Here is a 12,825-nt window from a genome sequence, read left to right on the forward strand (position 1 = left end):
AACAGCGAGACGGATTGGAAGGGGAAGAAACTGGAACGCGCGTTTCAGCGGCGCTGCCGGGCCTTGGCGGCGACGTAGCGGGCGCGCGCCGCCGTCACCTCCGGTCGGGTGGACACTTCGGGCACCGGCACGTCCCACCACGCCCCGCCTTCTTTGGTCGAGGGCAGCGGGTCGGTGTTGATGACAATGGCGTAGGTGACGGGGGAGGACTTGGCGCGCTCCAGCGCGTCGGACAGGGCGGCCACGCCCGTCACCTGCTCCGTCACCGCGCCCAGCGCCCGCAGATGGGCGGCGAAATCGACGGTGGGCAGAACATCCGTTTCAAAATGGGCGTCGCGCAGCAGATTGTTAAAGGGCGCGCCGCCGCAGGCGTTCTGCAAGCGGTTGATGCAGCCATAGCCCCGGTTGTCGAGCAGGACGACGACCAGCTTGCGCTTCATCATCACCGACACGGCGAGTTCGGAGTTCATCATCATGTAGCTGCCGTCGCCGACCATGACGAAGATCTCGCGATCCGGGCAGGCCATCTTGACGCCCAAACCCCCGGCGATCTCATAGCCCATGCAGGAAAAGCCGTATTCCAGGTGATAGCCGCCGGGCCGTGCCGTGCGCCACAGCTTGTGCAGTTCGCCCGGCAAACCGCCCGCCGCGCAGACGACCACGCCATCCTCGCCCGCCGCCCGGTTGACGGCGCCCAACACCTGGGCGTCGGTCGGCAAATCCAACCCGGCGTCGGCGGTCGCCGCGTCCACCACGCGGTTCCACACAGTCATCCGCTCTTGCGCCAGCGCCCGCCACGCCGTCGGCGCGGCCCAATCGCCCAGCCCGCCGTCCAGCGCCGCCAGCCCGCGCGCCGCGTCGGCGACCAGCGGCAGGGCGTCGCCCTTCACCGCGTCAAAGGCGGCGACGTTCAGCCCGACCAGCCGCCCGGCGGGATTGCCGAACACCGACCAAGAGGCCGTGGTGAAATCGGCCAGCCGGGTGCCGACGGCCAGCACCACGTCGGCCTCTTCCGCCAGGGCGTTGGCGGCGCTCGATCCGGTCACGCCGATGGAGCCGACGTTGCAAGGATGATCCCAGGCCAGCGCGCCCTTGCCCGCCTGGGTTTCCGCCACCGGAATTCCATGGCGCGCGGCGAAATCGGCCAAGGCCGCGCAGGCGCCGCTGTAATGCACGCCGCCACCGGCCACGATCAGCGGCTTCGACGTGCCGCGCAGGGCGGTCAAGGCCGCCGCCAGCTCGTCGCGGTCGGGTTCCGGGCGGCGGGCGCGGCGCACGGTCTTGGCGAAGAAGGACAGCGGGAAATCATAGGCTTCGGCCTGGACGTCCTGCGGCAGGCACAGCGTCACCGGGCCGCAATCGACCGGATCGGTCAGCACCTGGATGGCGCGGCGCAGGCTGGGCATGAGTTGCTCAGGCCGGGTGACGCGGTCCCAAAAGCGCGACACCGGGCGGAAGCAATCATTGGCCGACACGGTGAAATCGCCGGGCTGCTCCACCTGTTGCAGCACCGGGTCGGGCGCGCGGGTGGCGAAGGTATCGCCCGGCAGCAGCAGCACCGGCAGGCGGTTGACGTGGGCCAGCGCCGCCGCCGTCACCATGTTGACCGCGCCCGGCCCGACCGAACTGGTGCAGGCCATCATCCGGCGGCGGCCTTGCGCCTTGGCGTAGGCGATGGCGGCGTGCGCCATGCCCTGTTCGTTGTGGGCGCGGTAGGTCGGCAGCGTGTCGCGGGCGGCGTGCAGCGCCTCGCCCAGACCGGCGACGTTGCCATGCCCGAAGATCGCCCACACACCGGCGAACAGCGGCAGTTCCTGGCCGTCCAGCTCGACAAATTGGGCGCTCAGATGCTTGACCAGAGCCTGGGCCACGGTAAGGCGCACGGTCGCCATTCTCGCTACTCCTCAAGGGGCCGGTTGCGGCCCGTGTTCCTCCGGGATCGTCGCCCATCGACGGGCGGGATCCGTCTTTTTGAACCGGCGCGCGTCGCGGCCACCGGATGACGGCATTTTTCTTCCGTCTTGCTTTCCAGTTTAGAATATACGTTCTAAATGAGGCTGTAAAGAGCTTGTTGTTGGCTTTACGGATGTTTCGCAGTGCGGGATGTTTTTGCATACGCCAGCCGGTCGGCGCGCCACATGGATTTTATACGGCGTTCGGGTTTTTCCTGCCGGACACGACATCTCCCGAACCGAGCCGCCATGCCAAAGCTCTGTCTTGCCCTGTTCTGCGCCGTGACGCTGGCCGCGTGCGCCGGTCAGCCGTCCACGCGTCGTTTTGCGGAACAGCGGGCCGAACGACCGCCGTTCCCGGACAGCCTGCGCGTCAGCGCCGTTTGGACGGGCCTGTCCATCGCCCCGCGCAGCCGCAGCCGCGCGAAGCCGGGGGGTGGAGGGGCATCCCAGCACGCCCGACCCGTTCAGATCGCGGAGGCCGACTGACCATTCCGCCGTGCGACGCGGTTCAGGCCGCCGCGCGCTTGGCCTCGGCCCGCTGCTCGTCCCAGAAGGCGATGAGGCGGCGGTAGGCGGTCGCCATCGTTTCCACCGCTTGCGCGTCGGTCAGGGCGCCGGACAGCCAGCCCTCGGCGGCGGCCCCGAACAGGGTGCGGCCAACGGCGAAACCTTTGCAGATCGGCTGCCGGGCGGCCAGCGCCAGACCGGCTTGCAACTCCTCCTCCGGGGCGTCGAGGCCGAGGATCAACACGCCCCGGCACAGCGGATCCCGCGCGGCGATGACGTCGGAAATCCGATTCCACGCCGTTTGGCTGGCGGGGGAGGGCAGCTTCCACCAATCCGGCAACACGCCCAGCTCGTAAAAGCGGTCGAGCGCGCGGGCGATGGTGTCGTCGTCCACCGGCGATCCCTTGGGCGGGATGATTTCCAACAGCAATTCATGCCCGGTGCCGCGACAGGCGGCGAACAGCGCCTCGATCTGCCGTTCCTGCTCGCCGCGCAACACGGGTTCGTCGTCGGGGTGCAGGAAGACCAGGCATTTGACGACATGCTCGGCGGGCCATTCGCGGATCAGAACGGCGGCGTCGGGGCCGCCCTCGAACCGCAGGGGGCGCGATCCGGGAAGCTCGATGGGGCGACCGATCCAGGCGTTGGTTCCGGTCAAGGCCGCCAGCGCGTCCTGGCCATGGATGCCGTCCAGCAGCATGCCGAAACCGTCGCGTCCGCCCGCGCCCTGTCGGGCGGCGTCCAGCGCCAAGCGTTTGAAATCGGCGATGCGGGCGGGATCGGCGCCGTGGCGCTCGGCCATCGCCTCAAGCTGGGCGCGGTGGTCGATGGCGAAGGCCAGCACCTCCGGCCAATCGCGGCGGCGGGTGGTCGCCCAATGAATGTGGGACAGCCGCGAATCCTCGCGCAGACGCGGGGTCGGGCTGCCATGGGTCAGGAAATGGGTCAGTTCGGTCCAGGTCGGAATCGCCGGAGCGCAGCCGTGGCGCGACACTGCGAAGGCGCCGCAGGCGTTGGCGTATTTGCAGCAATCCTCCAGCGCCGCGTCGCGCAGCCAGCCGCGCAGGAAGCCCGACATGAAGGCGTCGCCCGCCCCCAACACGTTGTAAACCTCGACCGGAAAACCGGGGCCGCGCACGCCCAACTCCAGACTGTCCGGCACGTCGCCGGGGAACACCACGCAGCCCATCGGCCCGCGTTTGCACACCAGCGTCGCCCGGCTCAGCCGCCGCACGGCGCGCAGGGCGGCCACGGTGTCGGTGCTGCCGCCCGCGATGTGGAACTCCTCCTCCGTGCCGACGATCAGGTCGCAGCCGGGCAGGATGGTTTGGATCAACGCCGTCACCCCGCCGTCGGCGACGAAACGCTCCTCCCCCAGTCCATGGCCGGTCAGCTTCCACAGGACGGGGCGGTAATCAATGTCCAGCACCACCTTCACGCCGTTGGCGCGCGCCAGCCGCATCGCCTTGCGCATGGCGGCGTCGGTGCCGGGGGTGGAGAAGTGGGTCCCGCTGACCAGGATGGCGCGGGCCGACGCGATGAAGGACTCATCGACGTCATCCTCGCAAATCGCCATGTCGGCGCAGTTTTCCCGATAGAAGATCAGCGGGAAGGTTTCGCGGTCGCGAATGCCCAGAATGACCAGCGCGGTCAGCCGTTCGGGGTCGGTGACGACGTGGCTGGTCTCCACCCCCTCGCGGATCAATTGTTCGCGGATGAAGCGGCCCATATGCTCGTCGCCGACCCGCGTCAGCAGGGCCGAGCGCAGCCCCAGACGCGCCGTGCCGACCGCGATGTTGGTCGGGCAGCCGCCGACATATTTGGCGAAGCTTTGGACGTCCTCCAACCGGCCGCCCGCCTGCTCGCCGTAAAGGTCGACGGAGGAGCGGCCAATGGAAATGACGTCGAGTGAGCGTTCGTGAGGCATGAATCAGCTCCGCTGAAATCCGAAGCCGGGCGAACGCTGGACGAGCGGAACCGCAGCCGGGCCGCGCGCGTGGCGGTCCCCATCGGTCGTGTCTCCCCCAATCGTTCCGGCTTTTTTGGGTCGGGGCCTTGCGTGGGCAGGCGGTGGAACGTTGGTTTGATTATAGAACAAAAATTCCCCAACCCGTCAATCAAGAATTTTTATTCCATCTGGCAAGGCGCCGAGCGGGCATGAAAACGCCCCGCCGCCGGACCAAACGGCGCCGACGACGGGGGCGGAAAACGGATCGAGCAGGGGGGCGATGGAACGGATGAACCGCTTATTCCTGAACGATCACCATCCACGACACGCCGAACTGGTCCTGAACCATGCCGAAACAGGGGGAGAAGAAGGTCTTGCCCAACGGCATCAGCACCGCGCCGCCGTCGCCCAGCGCGGTGAACAGGCGGTTGGCTTCGTCCGCGTCGGCCACCGTCGCCGACAGGGAAAAGCCCTTGAAAGCGGAACTCAAGTCGGCTGGAACCGCTCCGCAAGCGTCCGACGCCATGATCGTGGAATCGCCGATGCGCAGGTCGGCGTGCATGATCTTGTTTTCGCTGCCCGGCGGCATCGCGCCTTCCGGGGGTGTGTCAGGGCAATCCTTGAACCGCAGCAACATGCCGACTTTGGCGCCCAACACACGCTGGTAGAAGGTGATCGCCTCTTCGCAACGGCCTTCAAAAAACAGATAGGGCTGAACGATCATGGGACGACTCCAAGCATGAGGTCTTGACAAGATACGTTGATATCAACATAATTGACCCATGTCAAACGACGCGAAAATCCCATACGAAACAACGATTTTGGTGCGCGACCGCTGTCTCTGCCTGCATGTTCAGCGGGCGGCGCGCGCCCTGGCCAAGCGCTTTGACGATCTGTTCCGTCCGCTCGATCTGACCAACGGTCAGTTCTCGCTGATGATGGCGTTGAACCGCCCGGAGCCGCCGGGCATGGCCCCGGTCGCCGCCCTGCTGGCGATGGACCGCACGACGCTGACCGCCGCCCTGAAGCCGCTGGAACGCCGGGGGCTAGTCGCCATCCTCAGCAACCCCACGGACAAGCGGGGCCGTTTGCTGAGCCTGACGGCGGAGGGGCGGGCGTTGCTGGCCCAGGCGGTTCCGCTGTGGACCGCCGAGCACGCGGCGCTGGAGGCGGACTTGGCCGACGCCGACGCCCTGCGCGCCGATCTCCTTCGGTTGTCCCGATCACGTTGATCGGCGCGCCGCGCGCCACCAGCCGACCACCACTTTTCTGATCCGGCACCACAGGCCGGGCGGGGCGGCGTTTTGCTCCGGCGGCGGCACCCAAGGGGGCATGGACGGCATCGGCATGGATCACGCCACGGCCATGCGGCGCGTTCCAACGACGGCGAGCGCGGTGGGGGCGACGTAATAGGGGACGTCGGCGCGCGGTTCCGGCGGTCGGTCGCGGATCACGTCGGCCAGCTTTTCCGCCATCATGATGGTTGGCGCGTTGAGGTTGCCGGTGATGATGCGCGGCATGATCGACGCGTCGATGACGCGCAGCCCCTCCATCCCATGCACCCGCCCCTGTTCGTCCACCACCGCCATCTCGTCGGTTCCCATCCGGCAGGAGCAGGATGGGTGATAGGCCGTTTCGGCGTGCTGGCGGACGAAGGCGTCGATCTCGGCGTCGGTCTGGCAGTCCGCGCCGGGGCTGATTTCCCGCCCGCGATAGGGGGAGAGCGCCTTTTGCCGCATGATCGTCCGGGTGATGCGGAGTCCGGCGCGGAACTCCCGCCAATCCTGCTCTTCGGCCATGTAGTTGAACAGGATGCTGGGCGGCGCGTTCGGATCGCGCGACACCGCCCGCACCCGCCCCTTGCTGGGGGAGCGCATGGAGCCGACATGCGCCTGGAAACCGTGAGCCTTGACCGCGTTGGTCCCGTTGTAGCTGATCGCCACCGGCAGGAAATGATACTGGAGATTGGGCCAAGCAACCTCGTCGTCGGTGCGGATGAAGCCGCCCGCCTCGAACTGGTTGCTGGCCCCGATTCCGGTGCCGCGAAACAGCCATTCCGCGCCGATGGCCGGTTGGTTCCACCATTGCAGGGCCGGGTACAGCGACACCGGCTGTTTGCATTCATACTGGATGTACATTTCCAGATGGTCTTGCAGATCGGCCCCCACCCCTGGCAGGTCGAGCACCGTCGCCACGCCAAGATCGCGCAAAACCGCCGCTGGCCCCACGCCCGACCGTTGCAGGATGGCGGGGGAGGCGATGGCCCCGGCGCAGAGCAGAACCTCGCGCCGGGCGTGGGCCGTCACCGGCGCGCCGGATTGCAGATAGGCGACTCCAATGGCGCGGCGACCGTCGAACAGGATGCGGTCGGTCAGCGCGTGGGTGACGATGGTCAGGCCGGGCCGCCCGCGCGCGCGGTCGAGATAACCGCGCGCCGTGCTCGACCGCCGCCCTTGCGGGGTGACGGTGCGGTCCATCGGGCCGAAGCCTTCCTGGCGGTGGCCGTTCAGATCGTCGGTGCGCGCGTAACCCGCCTCGATTCCGGCCTCGATCATCGCCTCATAGAGCGGGTTGACGCCGGGTTTGGCGGTCGTCACCTGCACCGGGCCGTCGCCGCCGTGATAGGCGTTCGGCCCGGCGTCGCGGGTTTCCGCCTTTTTGAAATAGGGCAGGCAATCCAGATAGCTCCAGCCGTCCAACCCCGGCTGTTCGGCCCAGCCGTCGTAATCCAGCGCGTTGCCCCGGATGTAGCACATGCCGTTGATGAGCGAGGAGCCGCCCAGCCCCTTGCCCCGCCCGCATTCCATGCGGCGGTTGTTCATGCGCGGTTCGGGTTCGGTGACGTAGGCCCAATTGTAGCGCCGCCCCTGCAAGGGAAAGGCGAGCGCCGCCGGCATCTGGGTGCGGAAGTCCATCCGATGGTCGCGCCCGCCCGCCTCCAGCAACAGCACGCTGACTCCGGGATCCTCGGTCAACCGGCAGGCCAGGACGTTGCCCGCCGATCCGGCGCCGATGATGATGTAATCATAGTCGTGACGCGCGTTGGACATGACTCAAACCCTCTGTGAATCAGAGATTCTCAGGCGAGACGGAACCGATGGCGCATGGACGGCGTCGGTCAGAACACGGACGCGTATGGCCCCAACTCGATTTGCACCGATTTGACACGGGTGTATTGGTCGAGCGCTTCGACGCCGTTTTCCCGGCCAACGCCGGATTCCTTGAAGCCGCCCACCGGCATTTCCGGCGGCGATTCGCCCCAGGCGTTGATCCAGCAGATCCCGGCCTCCAGCCGGTGAATGACGCGGTGGGCGCGGGCGAGGTCTTGCGTCACCAGACCGGCGGCCAACCCATAGCGGGTGGCGTTGGCCCGTGCGATGACCTCCTCCTCCTCGTCGAAGGTCAGGATCGACAGGACGGGGCCGAAGATCTCCTCCTGTACGATGCGCATGCGGTCGTGGCAATCGGTGAAGACGGTAGGCGCCACATAAGCGCCGCGCGCGAAGGCATCGCCGTCCGGCGGGCCGCCGCCCGCCAGCAGCCGCGCGCCCTCCGCCTTGCCGGACTCGATGAGGCCCAGCACCTTGTCGCGGTGCGGGAAGCTGGCGAGGGGGCCGAAATTCGTCGCCGGGTCGAGCGGGTCGCCCAGACGAATCCGCCGCACGCGGGTCAACAGCCGCTCCTCGAAACCCTTCTGGACGCTGCGGTGGACGAACACCCGCGTGCCGTTGGTGCAGACTTGGCCGGAGCTGTAGAAATTCGCCATCATGGCGATGTCGGCGGCGCGGTCGAGGTCGGCATCGGCGAAGACGATCAACGGCGACTTGCCGCCCAACTCCATCGTCACATCCTTCAGCGAGGATCCGCCCGCCGCCGCCATCACCCGCTTGCCGGTCTCCACCCCGCCGGTGAAGGAGATTTTCTCGATTCCCGGATGGGCGCTGAGCAGCGCGCCGACCCTACCATCGCCCTGGACGACGTTAAACACGCCGTCGGGCAGACCCGCTTCGCTGTAAAGCGCGGCCAGCCGCAGGGCGGTCAGCGGCGTGATCTCGCTGGGTTTGAAGATCATGGCGTTGCCAGCGGCCAGCGCCGGGGCCGATTTCCACAAGGCGATCTGAATCGGGTAATTCCACGCCCCGATCCCGGCGACCACCCCCAGCGGCTCCCGCCGCGTGTAAACGAAGGAGGAGGGGCGCAGCGGAATTTGCCGCCCTTCCAGCGCCGGGGCGAGGCCCGCGTAATATTCCAGCACGTCGGCCCCGGTGGCGACGTCCACCGCGCGCGTCTCGCTGAGCGGCTTTCCGGTGTCGAGCGTTTCCAGTTCGGCCAGCTCGTCGTTGCGCTCGCGCAGCAGGGCGACGGCCCGGCGCAGCACGCGGGCGCGCTCCATGGCGGGCAGGGCGCCCCATTGGGCCTGTCCGGCGCGCGCGCTGTCGACGGCGCGGTCCACATCCGCGCTGGTCGCCTGCGCGACCTCGGCCAGCGCCTCCCCCGTTGCCGGGTTGATGGTGGTGAAGGTGTCGTCGCCGCCCGCTTGCGTCGGTTGGCCGTGGATGTAATGAGCCTGTCGTCCGAACCGCGCCATGATTCCGCCTCCGCCGTTCGCTGGACCACAGCTTAGCCGTTTTTTTTAATTGGTCGTCCAATAAAAAATAAACGCCGTCGTCCCCATTCTCCGCACTTGTCGCTTCGGGACAAGGACAAGGGCGTTCATGTTCAATCCGGGAGCGGCGGGGGCGATGCTACTGTCGAGCCATGCCACCCTCGGACATCCGCTTTTGGCTCTCCGCTGTTGGGATGAGGAGTGATGGGATGGAAACAATCGGATTCCTGCTGGTCCCCGATTTTTCGATGATCGCCTTCACCGCGTCGGTGGAGCCGTTGCGCCTCGCCAACCACATCAGCGGGCGGACGCTGTACCGCTGGGTTCTGATCTCAAAGGACGGCGGGGGCGAGCGGGCCAGCAACGGCGTCGGCGTGCTGTGCGACCATGGCCTCGACGACGCCCCGCCGTTGCCGACGGTGGTTCTGTGCAGCGGCGTCGGCGGCCATCGGTATGACGACAGGGCGGTCTTGTCCTGGCTGCGGCGGGCGGCGGCGCGGGGAACCAATCTGGGCGCGGTCTGCACCGGCAGCCACATTCTGGCGCGGGCGGGGCTGCTCGACGGCTACCGCTGCACCATCCATTGGGAGAATTTGGCGGGCATCGCCGAAACCTTCCCGGAGATCGAGGCGACGGGGGAGCTGTTCACCATCGACCGCAACCGCTTCACCTGCGCGGGCGGCACCTCGGCCACCGACATGATGCTGCACCGGATCGCCGCGACCCATGGCGAGCCGCTGGCCATCGACATCGCCGAACAGATGCTGCACGACCGCATCCGCCCCGGCCACGCCCAGCAGCATGAGGCGATCCAGCCCAATCCGGGGATGGAGTGCAAGGAGCTGCACGCCATCATCCGGCTGATGCAGGACAACATCGAAGATCCGCTGGATCTGGCGACGCTGTCGGCCATGCTGGGGCAGTCGCGGCGCAATGTGGAACGGCTGTTCCGCAAATACCTCGATTGCTCGCCCGCCCGCCATTATCTGGGCCTGCGGCTGAAGCGGGCGCGTCAATTGCTGTCGCAAACCACGCTGTCGGTGATCGAGGTGGCGGTCTGCTGCGGCTTCGTCTCCGCCACCCATTTCAGCAAATGCTACCGCGACCATTTTGGCGTGCCGCCGCGCAGCGACCGCCAAGGGCAGCGGGTCCGCGTGCCTGTGGGGGCCTGAGCGGACGGTCCTTTGGCGTCGTCGCGCCTCTGACCATTGGCGGATCCGATCCGACGCGCGCCCCCTTGTTCCCCGTTGAAAAAGAGGCGACAGTTTGTCGCGGGGAACAAGGGGAGAGCGTGGCATGCCCGATGGCGCCTGGAACGGCTGGCAACCCGGCGACGCGCCGAAACGGTCGAAGGAGGCCGTGCTGTCCGTTGGCTTCATTCTGGCCAACCGCTTCACCCTGACGGCGCTGGCGACCTTTCTCGACGCCCTGCGGTTGGCGGCGGACGACGGCGACGGATCGCGGCAGATCCGCTGCCGCTGGACGATCATGGGGTCCGGGTCGGGAACCGAGCCGGTGCGGTCAAGCTGCGGCGTGTCCATCGCCCCGTGGGAAGCGTTCCAGGATCCGCGCGGCTTCGATTACATCGTCGTCGTCGGTGGCCTGCTGAATCCCGGCCCGCAATTGGACGCCGAGACCATCGCCTATTTGAAGGCCGCCGCCGCCGCCGGGGTGACGCTGGTCGGCGTCTGCACCGGCGGTTTCGCCTTGAGCCGGATCGGGCTGATGACGCGGCGGCGCTGTTGCGTCAGTTGGTATCACTACAGCGACTACGTCGAGGAATTCCCGGACGTCGAGCCGGTGGCCGACCAGCTTTACGTGGTGGACCGCGACCGCATCACCTGTTCGGGCGGGGCCGGGGTCGCCGATCTGGCGGCTTATTTGATCGAACGGCATCTGGGCCGGGCCTGCGCCCAGAAAACCATGCACATCATGCTGATCGACAAGGCCCGCCCGGCGAACCAGCCGCAACCGCAGCCGCCCACCCACAACGAGGTGGTCAACGACCGGGTGCGCCGCGCCCTGCTGCTGATGGAGCAGCATCTCGCCGACCCGCTGACGGTCGAGGACATCGCCCGCAAGGTCAACATCAGCACCCGCCAGTTTGAACGGCTGTTCCGCTTTTCCACCGGCATGAGTCCGACCGCCTTTTACCGCGTGCTGCGCCTGCGCTACGGCCTCTGGCTGCTGCGCAACTCGACCCGCTCCATCACCGACATCGCGGTGGAGTGCGGATTCGCCGATTGCGCCCATTTCTCCCGCCAATTCCGCGAGGGGTTCGGCGTGTCCCCCTCCTCCCTGCGGCGCGGCGGCGGCGAACCGGACGGCCTCACCTTGCCCAGCGACAGCCCGGCGGCCCTGCTGCGCGCCTTCGACCTGCGCGGCGCGCCACCGGATCGGCGGCTGTACGAGTGAGGGTGTCGGTGAGCGCGTCAGCTTGAACGTTCGCGACGGCGATGTCGCATTTGTTCAAATGGGTTGGCCGCTGCATTCTAGCGTTTCTACCCCGTTCCGCCGTCTACTGACCCTCGTGAAAAGCGCGAGGCAGGCATGTCGAATTACTCGATCGTCTCACTGATCCGAAACGCGTTCTCGCACCACGAGCATTGGGGCCGCGCTTGGCGCGATCCGGCGCCGAAACCAGCCTATGACGTCGTCATCATCGGCGGTGGCGGGCATGGGCTGGCGACCGCCTATTATCTGGCCAAGGAACACGGGATCACCAACGTCGCCGTGTTGGAAAAGGGCTGGCTGGGCGGCGGCAACACGGGCCGCAACACCACCATCCTGCGCTCCAACTATCTGTGGGACGAGAGCGCCGCGCTCTACGAGAAATCCCTTCAGCTCTATGAGGGGCTGAGCCAGGATCTCAATTACAACACGATGGTCAGCCAGCGCGGCGTGCTGAACCTCGCCCACAATCTCCACGACGTGCGGGAAAGCGTGCGGCGGGTCAACGCGCTGCGCCTCAACGGCATCGACAGCGAATGGCTGACGCGCGAGCAGGTCAAGGAGTTCTGCCCGGCGATCAACATTGCGCCCGACGTGCGCTATCCCATCATGGGCGGCACGCTGCAACGGCGCGGCGGCACCGCCCGCCACGACGCGGTGGCCTGGGGCTTCGCCCGCGCCGCCAGCGCGCGCGGCGTGGACATCATCCAGAATTGCGAGGTCACGGGCCTGCGCCGCGTCGGCGGCAAGGTGGTCGGGGTGGAGACCTCCCGGGGTTACATCCAGGCGGGCAAGGTCGGCGTGGTCGCCGCCGGTCATTCCAGCGTCGTCGCCGGGATGGCCGATCTGCGCCTGCCGCTGGAAAGCCATCCGCTCCAGGCGCTGGTGTCCGAACCGATCAAGCCGGTGCTGGATTGCGTGGTGATGTCGAACGCCGTTCACGTCTATGTCAGCCAATCCGACAAGGGCGAGCTGGTCATCGGCGCCGGCATCGACTCCTACAACTCCTACGCCCAGCGCGGCAGCTTCCACGTCATCGAACACCAGATCGGCCCGTTGCTGGAGCTGTTCCCGATCTTCAGCCGCCTGCGCCTGCTGCGCCATTGGGCGGGCATCGTCGACACCTGCCCGGACGCCAGCCCGATCATCTCCAAAACCCCGGTCGAAAATCTGTTCATCAATTGCGGGTGGGGGACCGGCGGCTTCAAGGCGACGCCGGGGTCGGGGTGGGTCTTCGCCCACACCATCGCCCGCAACGAGCCGCACGTCCTGAACGCGCCCTTCTCGCTCGACCGTTTCACGTCGGGCTATCTCATCGACGAACACGGCGCCGCCGCCGTGGCGCATTAGGAGGGTTT

At 67.3% G+C, this 12,825-nt stretch carries 10 protein-coding genes; 5 read left to right on the forward strand and 5 right to left on the reverse strand.

Annotation, left to right across the window (positions count from 1 at the left end; genetic code table 11):
* Nucleotides 1-44: 44 nt before the first annotated feature.
* Nucleotides 45-1,892 carry a 3D-(3,5/4)-trihydroxycyclohexane-1,2-dione acylhydrolase (decyclizing) gene (gene iolD / locus D3877_RS20285; protein WP_119832625.1) on the reverse strand — a complete coding sequence of 616 codons (1,848 nt, stop codon included), beginning with the start codon at nucleotides 1,890-1,892 and terminating at the stop codon, nucleotides 45-47.
* 309 nt (nucleotides 1,893-2,201) lie between these two features.
* Between iolD and D3877_RS20290 the strand changes: the two genes are divergently transcribed.
* Complete coding sequence (locus D3877_RS20290) at nucleotides 2,202-2,441, forward strand: hypothetical protein (protein WP_119832626.1); 240 nt, start codon at nucleotides 2,202-2,204, stop codon at nucleotides 2,439-2,441.
* 22 nt (nucleotides 2,442-2,463) lie between these two features.
* Here the strand turns inward: D3877_RS20290 and D3877_RS20295 are convergent, their stop codons facing one another.
* Both D3877_RS20295 and D3877_RS20300 read right to left on the reverse strand, forming a co-directional pair.
* Nucleotides 2,464-4,389, reverse strand: coding sequence for a bifunctional 5-dehydro-2-deoxygluconokinase/5-dehydro-2-deoxyphosphogluconate aldolase (locus D3877_RS20295; RefSeq protein ID WP_119832627.1), 1,926 nt, complete (start codon nucleotides 4,387-4,389; stop codon nucleotides 2,464-2,466).
* A gap of 319 nt (nucleotides 4,390-4,708) precedes the next feature.
* Entirely contained in the window at nucleotides 4,709-5,134 is a 426-nt protein-coding gene (locus D3877_RS20300; RefSeq protein ID WP_119832628.1) for a VOC family protein, read from the reverse strand.
* Between the two features lie 100 nt (nucleotides 5,135-5,234).
* Between D3877_RS20300 and D3877_RS20305 the strand changes: the two genes are divergently transcribed.
* A complete protein-coding gene (locus D3877_RS20305; RefSeq protein WP_338014627.1) occupies nucleotides 5,235-5,642 on the forward strand; it encodes a MarR family winged helix-turn-helix transcriptional regulator in 408 nt (135 codons plus the stop codon).
* A gap of 120 nt (nucleotides 5,643-5,762) precedes the next feature.
* Here D3877_RS20305 and betA read toward each other — a convergent pair whose 3' ends face one another.
* Both betA and betB read right to left on the reverse strand, forming a co-directional pair.
* Nucleotides 5,763-7,460 carry a choline dehydrogenase gene (betA, locus tag D3877_RS20310; RefSeq protein ID WP_119832630.1) on the reverse strand — a complete coding sequence of 566 codons (1,698 nt, stop codon included), beginning with the start codon at nucleotides 7,458-7,460 and terminating at the stop codon, nucleotides 5,763-5,765.
* 68 nt (nucleotides 7,461-7,528) lie between these two features.
* Entirely contained in the window at nucleotides 7,529-8,998 is a 1,470-nt protein-coding gene (betB, locus tag D3877_RS20315) for a betaine-aldehyde dehydrogenase (protein ID WP_119832631.1), read from the reverse strand.
* A gap of 227 nt (nucleotides 8,999-9,225) precedes the next feature.
* Here betB and D3877_RS20320 point away from each other — a divergent pair, with 227 nt between their 5' ends.
* The 3 genes from D3877_RS20320 to D3877_RS20330 all read left to right on the forward strand — a co-directional run bounded on the left by D3877_RS20320 (nucleotide 9,226) and on the right by D3877_RS20330 (nucleotide 12,817).
* Nucleotides 9,226-10,188, forward strand: a complete 963-nt coding sequence (locus tag D3877_RS20320) for a GlxA family transcriptional regulator (protein ID WP_238474996.1) — start codon at nucleotides 9,226-9,228, stop codon at nucleotides 10,186-10,188.
* Between the two features lie 124 nt (nucleotides 10,189-10,312).
* On the forward strand, nucleotides 10,313-11,431 hold the full coding sequence (locus D3877_RS20325) for a GlxA family transcriptional regulator (protein ID WP_119832633.1): 1,119 nt from the start codon (nucleotides 10,313-10,315) through the stop codon (nucleotides 11,429-11,431).
* Between the two features lie 135 nt (nucleotides 11,432-11,566).
* Nucleotides 11,567-12,817 carry a sarcosine oxidase subunit beta family protein gene (locus tag D3877_RS20330; RefSeq protein ID WP_119832634.1) on the forward strand — a complete coding sequence of 417 codons (1,251 nt, stop codon included), beginning with the start codon at nucleotides 11,567-11,569 and terminating at the stop codon, nucleotides 12,815-12,817.
* The last annotated feature ends 8 nt before the right edge of the window (nucleotides 12,818-12,825 follow it).

The sequence above is a fragment of the Azospirillum cavernae genome, from assembly GCF_003590795.1.
GTDB lineage: Bacteria > Pseudomonadota > Alphaproteobacteria > Azospirillales > Azospirillaceae > Azospirillum > Azospirillum cavernae.